Below are 20446 nucleotides of genomic sequence, written 5' to 3'. Positions count from 1 at the left end.
TCGTCGGGCGCCGGTGCGAGCGGATTTGACACGATCATGAACATCTTCGCCCTGTTCGAGGCGCGCGTGCGCGAGGCCGTCGAGGCGCTGGTCCGCGGCGGGACGCTGCCCGAAGGCCTCGACCTCGCCCGGGTCGTGGTCGAGCCGCCGCGCGACGCGAGCCACGGCGACCTCGCCACCAACGCCGCCCTGGTGCTCGCCAAGGAGGCCAAGACCAACCCGAAGGCGTTGGGCGAGGCGCTGGCCGCCGAGCTGCGCACGGACCCGCGCGTGATCGGAGCCGAGGTCGCCGGCCCCGGCTTCATCAACCTGCGCCTCGCGCCCGCCGTGTTCCACGACGTTCTGCGCGGCGTGCTGGCCGATCCCGCCGGCTATGGGCGCGGACGGATGGCGGGCGGCCCGGTCAACATCGAGTACGTCTCGGCCAACCCGACCGGCCCGATGCATGTCGGGCACGGCCGCGGGGCGGTGTTCGGCGACGCGCTGGCCAACCTCCTCGTCGCCGCAGGCCGGCAGGTGACGCGCGAGTACTACATCAACGACGCCGGCGCCCAGGTCGACGTGCTCGCCCGCTCCGCCTACCTGCGCTACCGCGAGGCGCTGGGCGAGGAGGTCGGGGCGATCCCCGAGGGTCTCTATCCCGGCGACTACCTCGTCCCGGTCGGCCAGGCTCTAGCCGAGACCCACGGCCGCGCGCTGCTCGGACGGCCGGAGGCCGAATGGCTGCCGGTGGTGCGCGAGACTGCCATCGCCGCGATGATGGCGATGATCCGCGGGGACCTCGCCGCGATCGGCATCCACCACGACGTGTTCTTCTCCGAGCGCACCCTGCAGGGGGAGGGCGGCGGCGCGGTCGCCGCGCTGCTCGCGGAGCTGCGCGAGAAGGGCCTCGTCTACGAGGGACGCCTGCCGCCGCCCAAGGGGCAGGTGCCGGAGGATTGGGAGGACCGCGAGCAGACACTGTTCCGCACCAAGGATTTCGGCGACGACACCGACCGGCCGCTGCTGAAGTCGGACGGCTCCTACACCTACTTCGCCTCCGACATCGCCTACCACCGGGCGAAGTACCTCGCCGGCGCCACCGAGCTGATCGACGTCCTCGGCGCCGACCACGGCGGCTACGTCAAGCGCATGCAGGCGGCGGTGAAGGCGGTCACCGACGGGCGGGCGAGCCTCGACGTGAAGCTGTGCCAGCTGGTGCGGCTGTTGCGCGCGGGCGAGCCCGTGAAGATGAGCAAGCGCTCGGGCGAGTTCGTGACGCTCCGCGAGGTCATCGACGAGGTCGGCCGCGACGCGATCCGCTTCATGATGCTCTACCGCAAGAACGACGCGACCCTCGATTTCGACCTCGCCAAGGTGGTCGAGCAGTCGAAGGACAACCCGGTCTTCTACGTCCAGTACGCCCATGCCCGCATCCGCTCGGTGCAGCGGCAGGCACGCGAGGCGTTCCCCGACTTCGATTCTGCCGATGCGGCGGCGCTGGGTGATGCGGACTTCGCGCTGCTGTCCGATGCGGGCGAGGCCGAGATGCTGCGGCTGATCGCGCAATACCCCCGCGTGCTGGAGGCGGCCGCCGCCGCCCACGAACCGCACCGGATCGCGTTCCACCTCTATGAAACGGCGAGCAGCCTGCATAGTTTCTGGAACAAGGGCAAAGACTTGCCGCAATTACGGTTTGTTAATCCAACCGACCGAAAGTCGACTCGGGCGAGGCTGGCGCTGATCGAAGCGCTGCGAGGCGTCCTGGCATCCGGTCTCGCCGTGCTTGGCGTGAGCGCTCCGGACGCGATGCGATGAGTGCGCCCCCTAAGTCGGCGTAGGATAAGGATGCTGCCATGACGAACGCTTCGCGTGCGCCTGTCGATTTCGACGCCTTCGCGCGCGATCTGCAGCAGCCTTCGCCGGCCCCGCGGGCCGTCGAACCTGCCGCCCAGAAGCCCGACCCGCTGGCGGAACTCGCCCGCATCGTCGGCCAGGACGATCCTTTCCGCGCCCTCCTCGCCGCCCGCGACGACCGGCGCGAGCCCGCGCCCCAGGCGTCCGCCCATCGCGGCCGCCAGGAGCCGAGCTTCGGCAACGAGGCCGCCCATCATCCGAACGATTACGCCGAGCCGCAGCGCAACACCCCGGCCGACGCGTTCGACCAGTATCTCGCCTCGGTCGACCACGGCTCCGACCAACCGGTGGCCTACGGCGACGCGCAGACCTACCAGGACGGCGGTTCCGAGGCCTACGACCAGCGCAGCCTGAAGCGGGTGAAGCCGCGCCGGCGGCTGGTCACGGTCGGCGCGGGCGTCGCCGTCGTCGTCGTCGCGGTGACCGGCGCACTGACCTACAAGGGCCTGAGCCGCGGCGGCAGCGGCGGCGGCGTGCCGGTGATCCAGGCCGACACCTCGCCGGTGAAGGTCGCGCCGAAGGTCGCCGACGGCGTCGAGATCCCGGACCAGAACCGCCAGATCTACGAGCCCAAGGCCAAGGACAGCCAGATCCGCATCGTCAACCGCGAGGAGCAGCCCCTCGACGTGGCCCAGGCCGCCCGCGCGGCGCAAGGGCAGGATCGGCCGGCACAGGATCGCGGCGAGACGGCCAACCTCACGCCGGGCTCGGCCTCGTTCGACGTGTTCGGCCAGCCGCGCAAGGTCCGCACCGTCGTGGTCCGGCCGGACACCCCGCCCCCGGCGGTCCAGCGCGAGGCCCAGGCGGAATCGTCCCCGATCTCGCCGGTCCCGACCATGACGCTGCCGGGCGACGATGCATCTGCCGCACGCCCCAAGCCCGGCCGGATGGCGGCGGCTTCGACGCCGCAGATGCCGAGCCAGACCGCGACCGCGCAGCCGCCCTCGCAGCCCGCCGCAACGCAGGCGCCGCCGGCGCCCGAGCGCACGCCCGCTGCGGCGGTCCCGCCGCCGGCCAAGCCGAAGGCACCGCAGCGCGTCGCCGCCGTCGCGCCCGAGGCCGCCGTCCCGGTCGAGGCCCCGGCCACGACGGCGACCGTGAGCAACGCCGCCGTCGGCGGGTTCTCGGTCCAGCTCGGCGTCCGCACCAGCGCCAAGGAAGCCCAGACCGCCTTCCGCGAGATGCAGGGCAAGTACAGCCAGCTCGCCGGCAAGCCGGAGCTGATCCGCCAGGCCGAGGTCAACGGCAAGACGATCTTCCGGGTCCGCGTCGGGCCGCTGGCCAAGGCGGAAGCCACGAGCCTCTGCACCGAGCTTCAGGGCGCCGGCGGACAGTGCTTCGTCGCCAAGAACTGAGCCCGCCTCCACAAAACCCGCGTCGGCGGATCGCCTGAGATCGGCGATCCGCCGGGGCCGCGCCTGAGTCGCCGGCGCAACACCCGAGCGTGCGCGGACCGATGGTCCGGCAGACGTCGCGGTTTGGCCTTGCGGCGCGGGCATCTCCTGTCGGACGCTCGCCACGGATTCGTATTCTTCGTCCGGGCAGGCGATGCCCGCAACCCAACCCTCCCGGGAAGACCGTCCCCGATGACCTCCCGTGCCCTGATCCTCGGCTGCGCCGGCAAGACCCTGTCGCCGGACGAGACCGCGTTCTTCCGCGACGTGCGGCCCTGGGGCTTCATCCTGTTCAAGCGCAACATCGGCACGCCGGACGAGGTCCGGGCGCTGACCGCGTCGCTGCGCGCCACGATCGGCCGGGACGACGCGCCGATCCTGATCGACCAGGAGGGCGGCCGGGTTCAGCGCATGGGGCCGCCGCACTGGCCGGCCTACCCGGCCGGCGGGCGCTTCCGCCGGCTCGACGGGGCGGCCGCCGCGATGGCGCGGCTCGGCGCGCGCCTGATGGCGCACGACCTCGCCGACGTCGGCATCAACGTCGACTGCGCGCCCGTCCTCGACGTGCCCGAGCCCGGCGCCCACGACATCATCGGCGACCGCGCCTACGCCACGACGCCGCAGCAGGTGGCCGAGATCGGCCGGGCGGTGGCCGAGGGCCTGATGGCCGGCGGGGTGCTGCCGGTGATGAAGCACATCCCCGGGCACGGCCGTGCCGCCTGCGACAGCCACCACGGCCTGCCGGTGGTCGAGGCGAGCCTCGAATCCCTCGCGGCCCAGGATTTCCGGCCCTTCCGCGCCCTCGCCGACCTGCCGATGGCAATGAGCGCCCACGTGGTATTCACGCAGATCGATCCCGACCGGCCGGCGACCCAGTCGGCGCCCGTGATCGCCGACGTGATCCGCGGCGCGATCGGCTTCGACGGCCTGCTGATGACCGACGACCTGTCGATGCATGCCCTGACCGGGCCGTTCCGCGCCCGGGCCGAGGCGGCCTTCGCCGCCGGCATCGACGTGGCGCTCCACTGCAACGGCGACGCGGACGAGATGCGCGCCGTCGCGGAGGGCACGCCGTCGCTGGCCGGTGCCGCCCTGCGCCGCGCGGAGGCGGCGCTCGCCCGGCTCGGGGGCGCCCGCGACGGCCTCGACCTGCCGCTGGCCCGTGCGCAATTCGCCGCGGCCCTAGCGCAGGCCGCCTGACGGGGCGCGGTCCCCGCATGGGATTGCCGGGGCGATCCGGGTTTGACCGCTTGTGTTAACCCGGCGCGGTCCCTAGGTTCTGCCCGAAATTCAACCGCGGACACGTGCCGACGCGGACACGTCTCTCACGATGCGTGACCCGTGGCGCAGGAGGTTGCCATGGGCAGCATGAGTATCTGGCACTGGGTCGTCGTCGCCGTCATCGTGATGCTGCTGTTCGGCCGCGGCAAGGTCTCGGACCTGATGGGCGACGTCGCCAAGGGCATCAAGGCGTTCAAGAAGGGCATGGCCGAGGACGAGGCGCCGACGCAGGCCGCGACCCCGCCCGTCGCCCCGGCCGAGCCCGTCCGCACCATCCCGCACGCGGGCGAGACCAGCCCCGGCACCGCGATCCCGGCGAGCCACCTGCCGCAGGGCGAGCGCAAGCCCGTCTGAGGAGGCCCGGGCCCGCGCCCCCGCGTGTGGGGGCACGGCTCATTTCCCGAGGCCCGTCGGCGCCGTGGCGACGGGCCCGAGGCTGCAGGACCGTCGACGACATGCTGGACATGAGCTGGGGGGAGGTGATGCTGATCGGCGGCGTCGCCCTCATCGTCATCGGGCCGAAGGACCTGCCGAAGGCGCTGCGCACCGTCGGGCAGGTGACGCGGAAGGTCCGCCGCATGGCGGGCGAGTTCCAGATGCAATTCAACGAGGCGATCCGCGAGGCGGAGCTCGACGACGTCCGCAAGGAGGTCGACGGCATTCGCGACACGGTGCGGGGCGCGAGCGGCGGCTTCAACCCGGTCCAGACCATCCGCGACGAGCTCAAGGGCGCCGTCGAGGCCCGCGCGCCGAAGCCGAGCTCGGCGACGCTGGCCGACGCCACCGCGCAGCTGAAGGCGGCCGAGAGCGCGGCCCCGACGACCGGCGGCGCCTACGACGTGCCGAAGGCCCTGGAACAGCCCGTCGCCCAGCCCGTCGCGGAAGTGCAGGCCGCCCCCGAGCCGCTTCCCGTCCCGGGCTCCGTCGACGACCCCTACGGGCCGGCCCCGGACCCGACGCCCGCGCCACACGGCCCGGCCCCCTCCGCACCGGCCGCAGGCCATTAAGCGATGATCGACCAGACGGACGAGGCCGAGATCGAGGCGTCGCGGGCGCCGCTCCTCGACCACCTGATCGAATTGCGCGCACGGCTGATCAAGTCGCTGATCGCGTTCGTGATCATGTTCTTCGGGTGCTTCTTCTTCTCGCGCGAGATCTACAACATCCTCGTCCACCCCTACGTCTCGATCGTCGGGGTCGAGAACGCCAAGCTGATCGCGACGCACTTCCTCGAGCAGGTCTTCACCAACATCAAGCTCAGCGTCTTCGGCGCGGCGTTCCTCGCCTTCCCGGTGATCGCGACGCAGATCTACGCCTTCGTCGCCCCGGGCCTGTACCGCAACGAGCGCAAGGCGTTCATGCCCTACCTCGTCGCCACGCCGGTGTTTTTCGTGCTCGGCGCGCTGGTCGTGTTCTTCCTGGCGATGCCGCTGCTCATCAAGTTCTCGGTGTCGCTGCAGCAGGTCGGCGTCGCCGGCGAGCCGACGATCGCGCTGCTGCCGAAGGTCGACGAGTACCTCTCCCTGATCATGACGCTGATCTTCGCCTTCGGCATCGCCTTCCAGCTGCCGGTGATCCTGACGCTGCTCGGGCAGATCGGCATCATCGACGCCAAGTTCCTGCGCGAGAAGCGGCGCTACGCGATCGTCCTCGTCTTCGTCGCCGCCGCCGTGCTGACGCCGCCCGACGTGATCTCGCAGCTCTCCCTCGCGCTGCCGATGCTGCTGCTCTACGAGGCCTCGGTGTTCTCGGTGTCGCGCATGGAGACGCTGCGCGCCCGCCGCCGCATCGCCGAAGGGCTCGACCCGTAGGACCGAGCCGCGACGCCGGGCGTCGATGACGACGGGGCATGACCCGGCTGCGGGTGAGGCTCGATTCCAAGGATCCCGGGCGGGGCTTGCTCCGGTTCGACGCTCCGTGCCGCAGCGACCGGGCCCCTCAGAGACCGGGTCCTTTGGCGGCGCCGAATATCCTGGCCGGCCGACCGCCGACCGTCCCCTGAACCACCACGACCCAGGCATCCGCCTCCGCGACGCGGGCCGCCGTTCGGGGCACCTCGAACCGCACCGCCTGGCCGGTCCAGGGCCCGAGGCGCTGCAGGCCGCGCACGACGTTGACGTAGGTGGCGGTTCGGCCGCGGTTCTCGCCGCCGCCGATCGCGACCGGGCGGCTGCGCAGGACCGGAACCAGCCAGACGTCGCCCTTCAGATCCGCCTTCGGTACCGGCTCGGCCCCGATCTCGATCACGATCCGCTCGTCGCGCTCCTCGCCGCGGACCGGCACGGGGAGACCGCCGCGGGCGTTCGCCTCACGCAGCAGCTTCTCCAGGGCGGCCCTGTCCGAGGCGACGGTCGAGGCCGAGCCGTTGATCACGGCCTGGGGGGTGAACATCTGGCGCGCGCCGTGCACGCCGGAATAGGCATGCTGCCGCTCGCCGAACGGGCGCTGAGCCAGGGTGTCCTTCCAGCCGAGATAGTCCCAGTAGGTCACGGGAAGCGTCAGCGCGAGGATGCCGGGCTGGCGGGCGAGGTCGCCGATCACCGGATCGGCCGAGCGGCAGGCGGCGCAACCCTGGCTGGTGAACAGCTCGACCACCGCGCGCAACGGCTCGGCCGCAGCCGGACCACACGGCAGGCTGGCGGCCAACGCCGCGAGCAGGACGCGGATCGGGACGAACGCGTGGGAACGAGCGTGGGTCGCCGTCATCGCCTCAGGAGAGCGCACGCGACGCCGGCTGGGAAATCACGTTGGCTTGAGGCTCGGCGACCTCGGTCGCACGCGCCTTCGGCAGCATGTTCGGCCGCCAGCGCCGGTGCATCCACAACCACTGCCCGGGTCTCTCGCGCACCCAGCCCTCGACGATCGCGGTCATCGCCTGCATCGCGCCGGCCACCGCGATCTGCCCGTCCGCGTCGCGCGGCAGGTCGAGGGGCGGGGTCAGCTCGAGCCGAAACCGGCCGTTCGGAAGGCGTACCACGCGCGCGCCGTGCACCGGGCAATCGTAGTGGCGGGCGAGCTTGGCGAGCAGCGGGTTCGCCAGGCACGGACGCCCGAAGAACGACACCACGACGCCGCGGGTGAAGTGCTGGTCGATCAGCTGCCCGAGATGGCCACCGCGCTCGACCACGCCCTGCATCGCGAAGGCGCCGCCCGGCCCGGAGGCGGCGAGCCCCCCCATGGTCTTGCGCCGGACCTCCTGCACGAGGCGCGCCGCGGCCGGGTTGTTCGGCGCGCGGAACACCGCGGTGGTCTCGAGATCGAACTTCGCCGCGCAGATCGCCGGCAGCTCCCAGTTGGCGAGATGGGCCGAGAACACGAGGCCCGGGCGGCCGTCTTCGCGCAGCGCCAGGAAATGCTCCAGGCCCTCGACCTGCATGCGCTGGGTCGCGGGGTCGGCGGGGTCGAAGTCGAACAGCGTGTCGAGATGGGCGTACTCGGCGCCGGTGCGGCCGAGATTGTCCCAGGCGGACCGCGCGATCCCTCGGATCTCGGCCTCGGACGCGTCGGGGAAGGCGGCGCGCAGATTCGTCAGCGCCGTCCGGTGCGAGGGCAGCCAGGGCCCGAGCGCGCGCAGCAGCGCGCCGCCGGCATCCCCCGCGCGCTCGGGGCCGAGGACCCGCGACAGCCAGAACACCGCGCGGATCAGCGGCAGCATCGCATAGCCGGCGAGCCGCGGCAGGTTGCGCTTCAGGGTCAGGGCGAGGCGCAGCAACGGGTCACTCTCGGGTGGGAGGCGCCCCGTCGAGGCGGGGCGCGGGCGCGGCGGGCGACGCCGCGCGGGAAGCTCCGCGGGCTTAGATCATTTCATCGCGACAGGGGAGGGCGTCAGAAGCTCACGAGGATCTTGCCGAAGACCTGGCGCGATTCCAGCCGTTCGAGCCCCTGCGCGAAGTCCGCCAGAGGATAGACGGTGTCGACGACGGGGCGGATGCCGTCGGCCATCTTGTCGAGCGATTCCGCAATGTTGGCGAGCCGGCAGCCGAACGAGCCGGTGATGCGGTATTGCTGCTGGAACAGCTGCATCAGGTTCATCGTCGTCGAGACGCCCGAGGTCGAGCCGCAGGTTACGAGGCGGCCGCCGCGCTTGAGGCAGAGCAGCGAGCCGTTCCAGGTGTCGGGGCCGACATGCTCGAACACCACGTCCACGCCCTTCCGCTTGGTCAGCCGGCGGACCTCGCCCTCGAAGCGCTCGGTGCGGTAGTTGACGACGTGGTCGGCCCCGAGCGCGGCGGCCTTGGCGCCCTTCTCGTCGTCGCCCACCGTCGTGTAGACGGTGCAGGCGATGGCCTTGGCCATGCGGATCGCCGCGGTGCCGATCCCTGAGCCTCCGGCATGGACCAGGATGCTCTCGCCGGGCTCGAGCTTGGCGTTGTCGAACAGCATGTGCTGCACCGTGCCGAAGGCGATGCCGGCGCAGGCCGCGTCGGTGAGGCTGACCGCGTCGGGCACCTTGACGACGAGCCGGGCCGGCATGGTGACGAACTCGCGGGCGAAGCCGTCGATGTGGAACCCCATCACCCCGCCGACATCCTCGCAGAGGTTGTCGCGGCCCTCGATGCAGGCGCGGCATCGGCCGCAGGTCATCGCGCCGTAGAGCGCGACCTTGTCGCCGGCTTCGAGCCCCTCGACGCCCTCGCCGAGCTCGGCGATCTCGCCCGCGGCCTCGGCGCCGACCGTCAGCGGCAGACGCCGCTTGGCGAAGGCCATCCCGCGAAAGCCCCAGACGTCGATGAAGTTCAGGCCGACCGCGCGGACGCGCACCCGAACCTCGCCGGGACCGGGGGGAGGGGGCGCCTCGACCTCGGTCAGGCGCAGGTCGCGGTCGCCGAAGAGTTGCAGGGCTTGCATCGGATGACTTTCAAACGCTTGGCCGGCCCCGCCCGGACCTCGGCCGATCCCAATCACGCCCGCATCCCGAGGTGCTCGCGCCAGCGGGCCTCGAAGGAGCCCTCCAGCGGGCGGAGCGATCCCTGGAGTTCTCCTTCGAGGCCTCCGCTTCGCTCCGGCACCTCGGGATGAGGGCGCGGGGTGGCCGTAACATATCTCATCCGTCCGCAGCACCAGCGCATGGCGGTGCGACAACGCCGAGATCGTCACGGGCTGCCGCGTCCTGCTCACTTCGCCATTCCTCGAGGCGAGGATCGAGACCGACGAGATGCAGGGACGGGTCGGTCGATTCCGCATCGCTTGGAGCCCGAGCTGCCATCACATCGGCCTGGGCGACCGAATCCGAGACGGGGATCTCATTCCGGCGTGAGGTAGCGCCGCCGCGCCCAGCCCACGACCCGGCCGACCTTGACCCGGCACCACGTCGTGCGGCTCGGCGTGTCGTTGGTGCAGCCGACGACGAGCGCACGGGCGCGGATCTCGCCGACCACCTCGGCCGCCGGGTCGGGCTCGGCGCGGATGCTCAGCGTCTCGCCGCGCGGCAGGCCGTCGACGCGGTACGGGACCGGATCGGCGCGCACCGCACCGGTGCCGAGGTGAAGCAGCAGGCCGGCGAGGGCCGGACGGACGAGGAGCGAGGCGCGCATGATCAGCGGTGGACGCCCATCATCGCCGTCAGGCCGCCGTCCACCGGCAGCACCGCGCCGGTGACGTAGGCGGCGGGATCCCCCATCAGGAAGGCGGCCAGCGCCGCCACCTCCGTCGGGTCGGCGAAGCGGCCGGCGGGAATCTGGCGCTCCATGCCGGCGCGGTGGGCGGCGTATCCAGCCATCATCGGGGTGTCGACGAAGCCCGGCGCGATCACGTTGACGGTGACGCCGCGCTTGGCCGACTCGATCGCCAGGGTGCGGCAATAGGCGATCAGCGCACCCTTGGTCGCCGCATAGGCCGCGTTGCCGGTGTTGGCGCGCAGCGCCGCCACCGAGCCGATCGCGACGATGCGCCCGGCCCGCGCCCGGATCATCCCGCGCACGAGGCTCTTGGCGATCCGCGTCAGCGAGAAGAAATTCACCTGCATCAGGGCCTCGGCACGCTCCTGATCGAGCATCGCGGCGAGCGCGTCGTAGGATTGGCCGGCATTGTGGACGAAGCCGTAATAGCTCTTCGCCTCCGCCGCCTCGCAGAAGGCGTCGAGGGCGCCGCGGTCGGCAAGATCCAGCGGGATCGCCTCGAAATCCGCGTCGGGATGGCGGTCGCGCAGCTCGGCGAGCAGGGCCTCGGCCGGCGCCTGCGACGCGCGGAAGGTGAAGTCGACGCCGTGCCCGGCGGCCGCCATCGCCCGCACGATCGCCGAGCCGAGGCCCGAGGCGCCGCCGGTGACGAGGATGCGGCGAGCCGCGGTCGGTGCCGCGCTCATGCCGGCTCGGACCCGAGCACGAGGCAGGTGTTCTGGCCGCCGAAGCCGAACGAGTTCGACAGGACGCGCGCCACGGGCAGGTCGCGCGCCGCGGTGACGATGTCGAGCGGGATCGCCGGATCCGGCACGGCGTAGTTGATCGTCGGAGGAATGCGCCCGTGCCGGATCGTCAGCAGCGAGATCACGGCCTCGATCGCCCCGGCGGCGGTCAGCGTGTGGCCGAGCATCGACTTGTTCGAGGTCACCGGGATGCGCGCGGCGGCGTCCCCGAACACCGCCATCAGGCCCATCGCCTCCATGCGGTCGTTCTCGGGCGTCGAGGTGCCGTGGGCGTTGACCGTGTCGACCGCCTCCGGCCCGATCCCGGCATCGTCGAGGCTGGCGCGGATCGCCGCGATGATCGGCGCGCCGTCGGGGCTGGAGCGGGTGCGATGGAAGCCGTCGCCCTTCTCGCCGCAGCCCAGCACGTAGCCGAGGATCGTCGCGCCGCGCGCGACGGCCGAGGCCGCGTCCTCGAGCACGAGCGCGGCCGCGCCCTCGCCCATGACGAAGCCGTCGCGATTCTTCGAGAACGGCTTCGAGGCGGTCTCCGGCGGGTCGTTCTGGGTCGACAGCGCCGAGAGCAGCGAGAAGCGGATCAGCGATTCCGGGTTCACCGAGCCGTCGGTGCCGATGCAGAGCGCCGCCGTCATCTCGCCGCGCCGGATCGCCTCGACGCCGAGCTGGATCGCGGTGGCGCCCGACGAGCAGGCGGTGGAGAGCGAGATCGGCGAGCCCTTGGTGCCGAAGCGGTCGGCGATGCGGTCGGCCACGGTGCCGAAGATGAAGAGGTCGTGCCACGCGTCGAACTTGCGCGAGGCCGCCGCGTGCTGGAGACCGGCATAGGTCACCGGCCCGTCGCCGCCGCAGGCCTCCGCCAGGGCCTGGCGCTGCGGCCATTCCATCTCGACCGGCGGCACCGCGATGAACAGGGCGCCTGGGAAGTCTCCGGCCGCGCCGATGCCGGCCTGCGTCACCGCCTCCTCGGCCGCCACGCGGGCGAAGCGCTCGGAGAGGGCGGGGGCGACCAGTGGATCGGTGTCGAGGAAGTCGACCGTGCCGGCGATGCGCGTGCGCAGCCCGTCCGTCGGGAAGCGCGCGATCGCGTGGATGCCGGATCGCCCCTGCGTCAGGGCGGTCCAGGTCGCGTCCTGGCCGTGCCCGAGGGAGGAGACGATGCCGAGACCGGTGACGGCGACGAGCGGGCGACCGCGGGCGTCGCGATGGGAATGTCCTGCCATGGCGCCGTCTTAATCGGTTTTTTTCGGCCGTGCATCCCGCGGCGTGACGGACCGGGCTCGGCCGTCAGACCCACTCGCCCCGGCGCATCACCGGCACGGACTGCCCGTCGGCGGCGATGCCGTCCACGTCGACCTCGGCCGAGCCGATCATCCAGTCGATGTGGATCAGGCTGCGGTTGGCGCCGCGTGCCGCAAGGTCGTCCTCCGAGAAGTCCGCGCCACCGCCCACGAAGCACTTCGAGTAGGCCTGGCCGAGGGCGATGTGGCTCGCGGCGTTCTCGTCGTAGAGCGTGTTGTAGAACAGCAGCCCCGATGCCGAGATCGCCGAGGAAGCCGGCACCAGCGCGACCTCGCCCAGGCGGCGGGCGCCCTCGTCGGTGTCGAGGACGCGGGCCAGCACGTCGGCGCCCCGGGTGGCGGCCGATTCGACGATGCGGCCTTCCGAGAACCGCACCTGGATGCCCTCGATCAGCGTGCCCTGGTACGAGAGCGGCTTGGTGCTGGCGACGTGGCCCTCGACCCGCGCCCTGTGCGGCGTGGTGAAGACCTCCTCGGTCGGGATGTTGGCGTTGCAGGTAATGCCGCTGCGCGAGGTCGCCGCGCCGCCGCACCATTCGTGGTCGTCGGCGAGGCCTACGGTGAGGTCGGTGCCCGGCCCCCGGAAGCGGATCGCCGAGAAGCGGTGTCCGTTCAGCCTGTCCTTGCGCGCGTGGAGGTGGGCGTTGTGCGCGGCCCAGGCGGCGACCGGATCGGGGCCGTCGACGCGGGAGGCGGCAAACACCGCATCCCAGAGCTTGGCGACCGCCTCCGCCTCGGGGAGGTCGGGGAACACCGTGCGGGCCCAGGCCGGGGTCGCGGCCGAGACGATGGTCCAGTTCGTGGCGAAGTTGGCGATCAACTCGAGCGCCGGCACGTAGGCCTTGGAGCGCGACCGGTTGGCGCGGGCGACCTTCTCCGGATCCTGGGCCGACAGCAGCGACGGATCGTCGCCGCTGATCGCGAGGCGGGCGGCGCCGTTGCGGTAGGCCTCCGCCATGCCCGCATAGAGCCACCCGGCGGCGGTATCGAAGGCGGCGTCGGAGGCGTGGGCGAAGCGCGCGAGCGTCGCGGCGTCGTCGCCGAGCAGGGTCGTCACCAGCGACGCCCCGGCGCGGTAGGCCTCGGCGGTGATGGCACGCGCCAGCGGCAGCGCGTCGAGGGGCGCGGTCAGGACGAGCTCCTGCCCGGGCTGGAGGTTGAGCCCGACCCGGACCGCAACCGTCGCGAGCCGGTCGAGCCGCTCCTCGTGCGCCGACCTCGCGACCGGCGGCTCAGCATGCGCGTTCATCGCGACCCCTTCGAAACGTCCGATCCTGTGGTGCAAGATCGGTGCGGGGTCCATTGAGTCAAGCGGCGCGGGACCAGGTGATCTCGCCGAGGCTCTCGCGGAAGGCGAAGCGCATCAGGTGGTCGGAGACGACGTTCTCCAGGCGGGTCAGCCCGGCGGGATCGGACGTGGCGATCCGCATCAGCAGGGCGTCGGGCTCGGCGTCGAAGGTGCAGACGCGGTCCTCGCTGAACGGCACGGTGCCGTGCTCGGGGGTCGCCGAAACCGGGAACTTGTGGCTCCAGTGGCGGCAGAGCTGCTGCAGGTAGCGGCTCGCCTCGGCGGTCTGCACGCGGGCCTGAGAGGTGGGCATCTCGATGGTCTCCTTGAAACGTCTCGTCGCGAGCCGGCAGTCGCCTTCGCGACTGCGAAGGCAGACGGGGACCCAAGCAAGTGCCGGACCCTGGCGCCGGGCGCCGCGACCGGGGTTGACGATAAAACGCAACCTCAGCCGTTAACGCCCCGCTAACGCAGGGAAACCCGCACGCTCCCGGTCTTCTCCCGACCGGTCGCGATTCGAACCTTGGACCGGCCGGAGAGCCGATTTATGGCGCGATGCGTCATCGCATCATGGCAAGACATGGTGCGTCGCACAATCGAAATCCAGCCGGCTCGGCACTCCGCGGCGGTCGGCTCAGGGCAGGGCGGGCTGCGGATCGTCGGAGAGGGCGACGACCTTGCCCGGGTTGAGCCGGTCCTGCGGGTCGAGCCCGGCCTTGATCGCGCGCATCAGGTCGAGGGCGACCGGGTCGGCGTAGTGCTGCAGCTCGTCGCGCTTGATCAGGCCGACGCCGTGCTCGGCGGCGATCGAGCCGTCCATCGTGGTCACGATGTCGTGGACGATGCGGTTGAAGTCCGCCCAGGTGCCGAGGAACGCGGCCTTGTCCATGCCGACCGGCTGGCTCAGGTTGAAGTGCATGTTGCCGTCGCCGACATGGCCGAAGGCGCAGACCCGCAGGCCCGGCATCGCCGCCTCGCAGGCCGCGCTCGCCTGCTCGACGAAGTCGGCGAGCCGCGACAGGGGCACCGACACGTCGTGCTTGATCGAGCCGCCCTCGTAGCCCTGCGCATCCGAGAGATGCTCGCGCAAGGCCCAGAGCGCGAGGTTCTGCGCCTCGCTCGCCCCGAGCGTCGCATCCTCCACGAGCCCGTCCTCGATCGCCTCGGAGAGCGCCGCCTCGAGCTCGGCCCGGGTGTCGGCGTCGGGCCGGGCGGAGGCGAGCTCGATCAGGGCGTAGGCGCCGTGCTCGCCCGCGAGCGGGCGGACCGTGCCGGGCATGTGCCGCAGCACCATGTCGAGCCCGACCGGCGGGATGAACTCGAAGGCGGTGAGGTCCCGGTCGGCGCGCTTGCGCAGGCGCGCGAACAGGTCGAGCGTCACGCGGGCCGAGGGCAGCCCGACAAACCCGACCGTGCGCGAGGCGGGCTTCGGGAAGAGCTTCAGCACCGCCTTGGTGATGATGCCGAGGGTGCCTTCCGAGCCGACGAACAGGTGCTTGAGGTCGTATCCGGCGTTGTTCTTGCGCAGAGCCTTGAGGCCGTTCCACACCCGGCCGTCGGCGAGCACCACCTCGAGCCCGAGGACGAGGTCGCGGGCGTTGCCGTAGGCCAGCACCGCGATCCCGCCGGAATTGCACGCCAGCGCGCCGCCGATCCGCGCCGATCCGCGCGAGGCGTAGGAGAGCGGGAACAGCAGCCCGGCGGCGTCGGCCGCGTCCTGCACCTCGGCGAGGATTGCGCCGGCCTCGACCACGATGCTGGCGTTCACCGGATCGAGCGCGAGGACGCGGTTCATCCGCGCGAGCGACAGCACCACGCCGCCATGCGGAACGCCGCCGCCGACGAGCCCGGTGTTGCCGCCCTGCGCCACCACCGCGACGCCCGCCGCCGCGCAGGCCTCGACCACGAAGGCGACCTCCTCGGTCGAGCCCGGCCGCACGGCCGCGAGCGCCGAGCCGCGGTAGAGCTTTCGGGACTCAACGAGATACGGGTCGAGGTCGGACGGGTCGGTCAGAACATGGGGGGCCCCGAGGCGCGCGCGCAGGGTTTCGAGGAGGGTGTCGGCGGACGGGGCCGGGGCGAGGGCGGGTTCGGTCATGATCGGTTCTTCAGCGGGGATTCTCTCGCGGACGCGGCCGCGATGCAAACGCTGCGGGCTGGCATGGACCGGTCGGTGGCCTAAGACTAGCCGCAGCGGGCGCCCGGTCCACCCGATGCCCGAACGACGACCCGCCCCTGTCTCACGAGGCACGCCATGCTGTCCGTCATCCCGAACCCGCCCCGCGTCGCCCTGCCGGTCGCCGGCAGCACGGACCTGTTCCCGGTGCGCCGGGTCTACTGCGTCGGCCGCAACTACGCGGCGCATGCCCGCGAGATGGGGAAGGACCCGGACCGCGAGCCGCCGTTCTTCTTCATGAAGCCGGCCGACGCGTTGCAGCCCTGCGGGCCCGAGCCGACGCGGCACCCCTATCCGCCGCGCACCGAGAACTACCATTTCGAGATCGAGCTGGTGGCGGCGCTCGCCAGCGGCGGCCGCGACATCCCGGTCGAGGCCGCGCGCGATCACGTCTACGGCTACGCCATCGGCCTCGACATGACCCGGCGCGACCTGCAGGACGAGGCCAAGGCCCTGGCCCGGCCATGGGACCTCGGCAAGGCGGCCGACCTCTCCGGCCCGATCGGCCCGATCCATCCGATCGCCGAGATCGGCCATCCGGCGGCCGGACCGATCACCCTCTCGGTCGACGGCGCCGAGCGCCAGCGCGGCGACCTCGGCGACATGATCTGGTCGGTCGCCGAGCAGATCTCCTACCTCTCGGCCTATTTCGCGCTTGAGCCGGGCGACCTGATCTTCACCGGCACGCCGGCCGGCGTCGGCCCGGTGCGGCGGGGCGAGCGCATGGTGGGGGCGATCGCGGGGCTGGGCGAGATCGTCCTGGACGTGGCCTGAGCGGCCGCGCGGCTCCGCCGATGACGAAGCTCCTCGACCGGCCGCTGGCGCGCCGCCTGTTCCACCTCGGCGCGCTGGCGGCGCGCGGCATGACGCTCGGCGTCCGCGGCGCGGCCTTCGACGCGCAGGGCCGGGTCTGCCTCGTGCGCCACACCTACGTCAGCGGCTGGCAGCTGCCGGGCGGCGGCGTCGAGCGCGGCGAGACCGCGCCGGAGGCGATGGCGCGCGAGTTCCGCGAGGAAGCCGAGATCGCCGTCGATCCCGCGGTCGGGCTGCGCCTGCACGGCTTCTACCGCAACCGCGCGGCCTCGCCGCGCGACCACGTCGCCCTCTACGTCGCCCCGGCCTTCACGGTGCTCGGGGAGAAGCGGCCCGACCGCGAGATCGCGGCCTGCGCCTTCTTCGCCCTCGACGCCCTGCCGGACGCGACCACCCGCGCGACGGTGGAACGCCTGCGCGAGATCCGCGACGGCCGTCCGCCCGCCGATCTCTGGTGAGATCGGACGGACGCGAAAAATCCTCGCAGCCGGCGCTTGCAACGCCGGTTGGAATGGTGTTTAGAGAGCGCCGCCGGGGCCGCCGGGCACGAGAGTTTCCAGCGAGCCAGCATTGTGAGCGGGTGTAGCTCAGGGGTAGAGCACAACCTTGCCAAGGTTGGGGTCGAGGGTTCGAATCCCTTCGCCCGCTCCAATTCAGGTACTGATCGAACTGCAAGAGCTAGCTCAGGCCGGCTTTTTGCGTTTCGGGACCGTCTTCGGAAATCGCGGCCTTTCATGATCGAGCCGGCCGTCGCGCCTCGTGCGTGTGGGCCGCGCCTTCCCGCTCGATCATCGCGGCGCGCGCGATGCGTCTTCGTTCAGAATGCCGCGCAGGGCTTTCCGCCGGGCAGCACGACTTCCTCGCGCCCGAGATAGGTCTTGCCGGCCCGCACCGGCCAGGTCTTGCTGACCACGAACGTCCAGCGGTTCAGGACGGGGAAGACGCCGAACACGGCGGTGTAGGGCAGGCGCAGCTCGGCCATCACCAGACGGTCCCCGGGGCTTGCCGTTCCGGCCGGCGCGGGGCCGATCGTCGAGCCGACCGCGCGCTGCGTGTCGTTGCGCGCGACGCTGGAGCAGACCTTCGCCACGGGGGTCGACCCGTCGAGGTAGATCCCGCCGGCGGTGAGCACGATGCCTGCACGGCCGAGGTCGTACGGGCTCGAGACGGCCTGTGCGGCGGCGTAGACGTCGGCGATGTCGGTCACGTCGGCGCGCGAGATCAGGTCCGCCATCGTCGTCGCCGCGAGCGAGACCCGGCGCCCCGTGGTGATCGCGCGCGGAAGCTCGATCGAGGCCATGAACATCAGGACCAGGATCGGGGCGATGAAGGCGAACTCGACGCCGCTGACGCCGCCTTCCGCACGCGCGAACCGCCCGAGGCCGCCCCGGCCCGCCGTCATTGGCAGGGCTTCGCGTCGTAGGCTTCCGCCCGGAAGATCACGGTCGAGACGAGGAGCTGGCGGTTGTCGGCGAGGCGACGCCCGGTGAAGTCGAGGAACGCGAACAGCCGCAGGATCGGGACGGCCGCGCGGATCGCGATCACGTCGTCCCCCGTCGGGCACTGGAACTGGGTGCCGAAACTCTGCGAGACGGTCTTGGTCTGTGTGTCGTAGGGCTCGGACACCTGCGAGCCCTTGAAGGTCTCCGCCCGCGTCACGTCGAGGCGGACGTCCCGGCAGGCGAAGAACAGGCTGGAATTGCCGCACATCAGCTGCCGCAGGCGCTGTGCCGGATCCGAGCCGTCGGCCCGGTCTTGGAACTCGCCCGTCCGCAGCAGGCGCGACGCCCGGTCGACGGAGACGTCGAGGGTCTGCTGGGCCAGCACGACCACGCCGGATTCGGCGACGACGCCGAGCAGGGCGATGAAGGGCAGCGCCAGCATCGCGAACTCGACGGCGGCGACGCCGCGACGGTCGGCCAGCAGGCCCGCTCGGATCGGAGCCGCCGCGGGCACGAACCGGACCCGCGCCCATGCGTGAACCGATGCGCGGCGAAGCCACGCCCGGAGATCCGCAGCGCGAGCGGCGATCGAGCCGACGGGTCCGGGCCGATCAATCGGCAACGTGCAGCGTGTCCTGGGCGTCCGACGCATTCTCGGCCTGAAGGGCATCGGATCGCCGATCGTCGGCCCGGTCCTACCCCGAATGGACCGCAGTCTACGGTGGTAGAGCTTTAAAATTCCTGAGGCCGGGCAAGGCAATCGCAGCGGCGACGACGCGATCCGAGCGGCGAACAGGCCTACAACCTGGGGTAATACCGATATTCGATGCCGGCCGGGCGCCACGGTCGATGTCGTCGACAGGCCGCCGCAAATTTCTACCTGTAGATGTAGATTCAGGCTCGATCCTTCAACGGTTCTCGTCCGGAGACGAGCATCAACCCTAGAAATTCAATCCTTGATTGTTTTCATCGAGTCCTGCACGCCAGACGCGATCACTCTGCGCCCGCCTCCATCCGATCGGATCGAGAGGGCCTTTCATTAATCCGAAGCCTGTAGACCCGTCGGTTCAAGATGGGCCGAGGAGGCGGTCGGGATGGGGAGCGGGTGGCGAACGGGGCATCGCGGCGGCGTGGCGTTCGCGTCCGCGGCGTCTCGCTTCCGGGCGTTCGGAGCCGACGGACGCGGCGCCGTGGCCGTCATCTTCTGCCTCTGCGCGACGGTGCTGCTCGGCCTCGTCGGCGGCGGCGTCGACTATGCGCGCCTCGCGGCCCGGCGGAACCAGTTGCAGGCCGCCGTCGACGCCGGAGCGCTCGCCGGCGGCAACGCCCTCAAGCTTGCCCTGTCGAGCACCGCCGCGGTGGTCGGCGTCACCGAGCAGACGGTGCGATCGGAGGCGAAATCGCCGCCGGACCGGCCGCTGACCGTGCAGGTCACGGTCGCGCCCGACAAGACCAACGTCGCGGCGATCGCCGCCGAGAGCTACAATCTGTCCTTCGGCAGCTTCGTCGGGATGCCCGCCGCCAAGCTCGCGGTGAAGGCGCAGGCGAGCGTCGTCGGTCGGATGCGCCTGTGCATGCTGGCGCTCGACCCCTTCGCCGCCGGCGCGTTCAACCTGCAGAAGAACGCGCAGGTCACCGCCACCGATTGCGCCCTCTACTCGAACTCCGTCTCGGGAACGGGAATGGTGGGCCAGGACAACGCGATCGCCAAGGCGCAGACGATCTGCTCGGCCGGTGGCTACCTCGGCGTGCGCGCGAACTTCAGCCCGACGCCGCAGACCGGGTGCCCGGTGATCGAGGATCCGCTGAAGGACCGCGCCGCGCCGCCGATCGGCGCCTGCGCGACGCTGCCGTTCCCGCTCAACCTGCTCAACGTGCTCGCGATCAAGACGATCGACAGAGACATCACCCTGGAGCCGGGCACCTATTGCGCCGGCCTGCACATCACCAAGGACGCCGTCGTCACGCTGAAGCCTGGCATCTACGTGATGAAGGACGGTCCGCTCGTCGTCGACAAGAAGGCGACGCTCACCGGCACCGACGTGGCCTTCTACTTCACCGGGAACAACGGCGGCCTGGTCTTCGACAAGAAGACCACCATCAGCCTGACCGCCCCCACGACCGGGATCATGGCTGGCCTGCTGCTGTCGGAGGATCGCGGGGTCATCCTGCCGATCGATCCGACGGCGCTCGTCGAGACCCTGCTCGGGGACATCATCAGCCCGACGCCGCCGCCGCTCGCCTTCACCAAGCCGGTGCGGACCTACCGCATCATCAGCGACAACGCCCGCACCATGCTCGGCACGATCTACCTGCCGGCGGGCCGCCTGGTGATCGACGCATCCAGGCCGGTGGCCGACCAGTCGGCCTACACCGTGATCGTGGCCCAGCAGATCAACCTCTACGAAGGCCCGAACCTCGTCCTCAACGCGAATTACGGCGCGACGAGCGTGCCGGTGCCGAAGGGCGTCGGCCCGGTCTCCGGCCGGCTGCT

At 71.5% G+C, this 20446-nt stretch carries 20 protein-coding genes and 1 tRNA gene; 10 read left to right on the top strand and 11 right to left on the bottom strand.

The annotated features are described in order from the left end of the window. Window positions 1-36: 36 nt before the first annotated feature. The 6 genes from argS to tatC all read left to right on the top strand — a co-directional run bounded on the left by argS (window position 37) and on the right by tatC (window position 6382). On the top strand, window positions 37-1797 hold the full coding sequence (argS, locus tag MKK64_RS25065; protein ID WP_243938288.1) for an arginine--tRNA ligase: 1761 nt from the start codon (window positions 37-39) through the stop codon (window positions 1795-1797). Between the two features lie 38 nt (window positions 1798-1835). Continuing rightward, the gene (locus MKK64_RS25060) at window positions 1836-3251 is read left to right on the top strand and encodes an SPOR domain-containing protein (RefSeq protein ID WP_243937490.1); all 1416 of its coding nucleotides are present in this window, start codon (window positions 1836-1838) and stop codon (window positions 3249-3251) included. Between the two features lie 231 nt (window positions 3252-3482). After that, window positions 3483-4490 (top strand): beta-N-acetylhexosaminidase, encoded by a 1008-nt coding sequence (nagZ, locus tag MKK64_RS25055; RefSeq protein WP_243937491.1) that lies wholly within the window; start codon window positions 3483-3485, stop codon window positions 4488-4490. Between the two features lie 159 nt (window positions 4491-4649). Continuing rightward, window positions 4650-4925, top strand: coding sequence for a twin-arginine translocase TatA/TatE family subunit (locus MKK64_RS25050; RefSeq protein WP_147727044.1), 276 nt, complete (start codon window positions 4650-4652; stop codon window positions 4923-4925). Window positions 4926-5026: 101 nt separating this feature from the next. After that, complete coding sequence (tatB, locus tag MKK64_RS25045) at window positions 5027-5578, top strand: Sec-independent protein translocase protein TatB (protein ID WP_147727045.1); 552 nt, start codon at window positions 5027-5029, stop codon at window positions 5576-5578. A gap of 3 nt (window positions 5579-5581) precedes the next feature. Then, a complete protein-coding gene (tatC, locus tag MKK64_RS25040) occupies window positions 5582-6382 on the top strand; it encodes a twin-arginine translocase subunit TatC (protein WP_147727046.1) in 801 nt (266 codons plus the stop codon). A 127-nt stretch (window positions 6383-6509) separates the two neighbouring features. On the opposite strand, the gene MKK64_RS25035 is transcribed toward tatC, so the two are convergent. The 9 genes from MKK64_RS25035 to MKK64_RS24995 all read right to left on the bottom strand — a co-directional run bounded on the left by MKK64_RS25035 (window position 6510) and on the right by MKK64_RS24995 (window position 15619). Further along, on the bottom strand, window positions 6510-7277 hold the full coding sequence (locus tag MKK64_RS25035; protein ID WP_243938286.1) for a DUF1223 domain-containing protein: 768 nt from the start codon (window positions 7275-7277) through the stop codon (window positions 6510-6512). A 4-nt stretch (window positions 7278-7281) separates the two neighbouring features. Then, complete coding sequence (locus MKK64_RS25030; protein WP_243938284.1) at window positions 7282-8283, bottom strand: lipid A biosynthesis lauroyl acyltransferase; 1002 nt, start codon at window positions 8281-8283, stop codon at window positions 7282-7284. Window positions 8284-8396: 113 nt separating this feature from the next. After that, window positions 8397-9419, bottom strand: a complete 1023-nt coding sequence (locus tag MKK64_RS25025) for a zinc-binding dehydrogenase (protein ID WP_243938282.1) — start codon at window positions 9417-9419, stop codon at window positions 8397-8399. Window positions 9420-9814: 395 nt separating this feature from the next. Next, the gene (locus MKK64_RS25020) at window positions 9815-10105 is read right to left on the bottom strand and encodes an SH3 domain-containing protein (RefSeq protein ID WP_243938280.1); all 291 of its coding nucleotides are present in this window, start codon (window positions 10103-10105) and stop codon (window positions 9815-9817) included. A gap of 2 nt (window positions 10106-10107) precedes the next feature. Then, complete coding sequence (locus tag MKK64_RS25015; RefSeq protein ID WP_243938278.1) at window positions 10108-10875, bottom strand: SDR family NAD(P)-dependent oxidoreductase; 768 nt, start codon at window positions 10873-10875, stop codon at window positions 10108-10110. Next, on the bottom strand, window positions 10872-12155 hold the full coding sequence (locus MKK64_RS25010; RefSeq protein ID WP_243938276.1) for a beta-ketoacyl-ACP synthase: 1284 nt from the start codon (window positions 12153-12155) through the stop codon (window positions 10872-10874). Before MKK64_RS25010 ends, MKK64_RS25015 begins: the two co-directional genes overlap by 4 nt. Before the next feature lie 64 nt (window positions 12156-12219). Continuing rightward, window positions 12220-13482, bottom strand: coding sequence for an aminopeptidase (locus MKK64_RS25005; protein WP_147843218.1), 1263 nt, complete (start codon window positions 13480-13482; stop codon window positions 12220-12222). Window positions 13483-13540: 58 nt separating this feature from the next. After that, window positions 13541-13834 (bottom strand): DUF2218 domain-containing protein, encoded by a 294-nt coding sequence (locus tag MKK64_RS25000; protein WP_147727054.1) that lies wholly within the window; start codon window positions 13832-13834, stop codon window positions 13541-13543. 321 nt (window positions 13835-14155) lie between these two features. Continuing rightward, entirely contained in the window at window positions 14156-15619 is a 1464-nt protein-coding gene (locus MKK64_RS24995; protein WP_243938274.1) for an FAD-binding oxidoreductase, read from the bottom strand. 156 nt (window positions 15620-15775) lie between these two features. Between MKK64_RS24995 and MKK64_RS24990 the strand changes: the two genes are divergently transcribed. The 3 genes from MKK64_RS24990 (at window position 15776) to MKK64_RS24980 (ending at window position 17161) form a co-directional block, all read left to right on the top strand. Further along, window positions 15776-16471, top strand: coding sequence for a fumarylacetoacetate hydrolase family protein (locus MKK64_RS24990; RefSeq protein ID WP_243938272.1), 696 nt, complete (start codon window positions 15776-15778; stop codon window positions 16469-16471). Between the two features lie 20 nt (window positions 16472-16491). Then, complete coding sequence (locus tag MKK64_RS24985) at window positions 16492-16968, top strand: NUDIX domain-containing protein (protein WP_147858682.1); 477 nt, start codon at window positions 16492-16494, stop codon at window positions 16966-16968. 118 nt (window positions 16969-17086) lie between these two features. Continuing rightward, window positions 17087-17161: transfer RNA gene (locus MKK64_RS24980), tRNA-Gly, on the top strand. A 166-nt stretch (window positions 17162-17327) separates the two neighbouring features. Here MKK64_RS24980 and MKK64_RS24975 read toward each other — a convergent pair. Next, a complete protein-coding gene (locus MKK64_RS24975; RefSeq protein WP_243938270.1) occupies window positions 17328-17912 on the bottom strand; it encodes a TadE/TadG family type IV pilus assembly protein in 585 nt (194 codons plus the stop codon). Continuing rightward, window positions 17909-18466 (bottom strand): TadE/TadG family type IV pilus assembly protein, encoded by a 558-nt coding sequence (locus MKK64_RS24970; RefSeq protein ID WP_243938268.1) that lies wholly within the window; start codon window positions 18464-18466, stop codon window positions 17909-17911. The genes MKK64_RS24975 and MKK64_RS24970 overlap by 4 nt, the downstream gene beginning before the upstream one ends. A 580-nt stretch (window positions 18467-19046) precedes the next feature. Between MKK64_RS24970 and MKK64_RS24965 the strand changes: the two genes are divergently transcribed. Next, a partial coding sequence (locus MKK64_RS24965) for a pilus assembly protein TadG-related protein (RefSeq protein ID WP_279593368.1) occupies window positions 19047-20446 on the top strand: 1400 nt, incomplete at its 3' end.

It is taken from the genome of Methylobacterium sp. E-025 (genome assembly GCF_022829705.1).
In the GTDB taxonomy this organism is placed as follows: domain Bacteria; phylum Pseudomonadota; class Alphaproteobacteria; order Rhizobiales; family Beijerinckiaceae; genus Methylobacterium.
The sequence above is the reverse complement of the archived record's forward strand: the minus strand, read 5'-3'. Positions and strand labels throughout refer to the sequence as shown.

Bases quoted from the DNA above. Each gene is read 5' to 3' on its own strand.
- MKK64_RS24975 (WP_243938270.1), bottom strand. From the start codon at position 17,912: ATGACGGCGGGCCGGGGCGGCCTCGGGCGGTTCGCGCGTGCGGAAGGC.
- MKK64_RS24985 (WP_147858682.1), top strand. From the start codon at position 16,492: ATGACGAAGCTCCTCGACCGGCCGCTGGCGCGCCGCCTGTTCCACCTC.
- MKK64_RS25050 (WP_147727044.1), top strand. From the start codon at position 4,650: ATGGGCAGCATGAGTATCTGGCACTGGGTCGTCGTCGCCGTCATCGTG.
- MKK64_RS25015 (WP_243938278.1), bottom strand. From the start codon at position 10,875: ATGAGCGCGGCACCGACCGCGGCTCGCCGCATCCTCGTCACCGGCGGC.
- MKK64_RS25025 (WP_243938282.1), bottom strand. From the start codon at position 9,419: ATGCAAGCCCTGCAACTCTTCGGCGACCGCGACCTGCGCCTGACCGAG.
- tatB (WP_147727045.1), top strand. From the start codon at position 5,027: ATGCTGGACATGAGCTGGGGGGAGGTGATGCTGATCGGCGGCGTCGCC.
- MKK64_RS25035 (WP_243938286.1), bottom strand. From the start codon at position 7,277: ATGACGGCGACCCACGCTCGTTCCCACGCGTTCGTCCCGATCCGCGTC.
- MKK64_RS24995 (WP_243938274.1), bottom strand. From the start codon at position 15,619: ATGACCGAACCCGCCCTCGCCCCGGCCCCGTCCGCCGACACCCTCCTC.
- MKK64_RS25020 (WP_243938280.1), bottom strand. From the start codon at position 10,105: ATGCGCGCCTCGCTCCTCGTCCGTCCGGCCCTCGCCGGCCTGCTGCTT.
- MKK64_RS24990 (WP_243938272.1), top strand. From the start codon at position 15,776: ATGCTGTCCGTCATCCCGAACCCGCCCCGCGTCGCCCTGCCGGTCGCC.
- MKK64_RS25005 (WP_147843218.1), bottom strand. From the start codon at position 13,482: ATGAACGCGCATGCTGAGCCGCCGGTCGCGAGGTCGGCGCACGAGGAG.
- tatC (WP_147727046.1), top strand. From the start codon at position 5,582: ATGATCGACCAGACGGACGAGGCCGAGATCGAGGCGTCGCGGGCGCCG.
- MKK64_RS25000 (WP_147727054.1), bottom strand. From the start codon at position 13,834: ATGCCCACCTCTCAGGCCCGCGTGCAGACCGCCGAGGCGAGCCGCTAC.
- nagZ (WP_243937491.1), top strand. From the start codon at position 3,483: ATGACCTCCCGTGCCCTGATCCTCGGCTGCGCCGGCAAGACCCTGTCG.
- MKK64_RS25010 (WP_243938276.1), bottom strand. From the start codon at position 12,155: ATGGCAGGACATTCCCATCGCGACGCCCGCGGTCGCCCGCTCGTCGCC.
- MKK64_RS25060 (WP_243937490.1), top strand. From the start codon at position 1,836: ATGACGAACGCTTCGCGTGCGCCTGTCGATTTCGACGCCTTCGCGCGC.
- argS (WP_243938288.1), top strand. From the start codon at position 37: ATGAACATCTTCGCCCTGTTCGAGGCGCGCGTGCGCGAGGCCGTCGAG.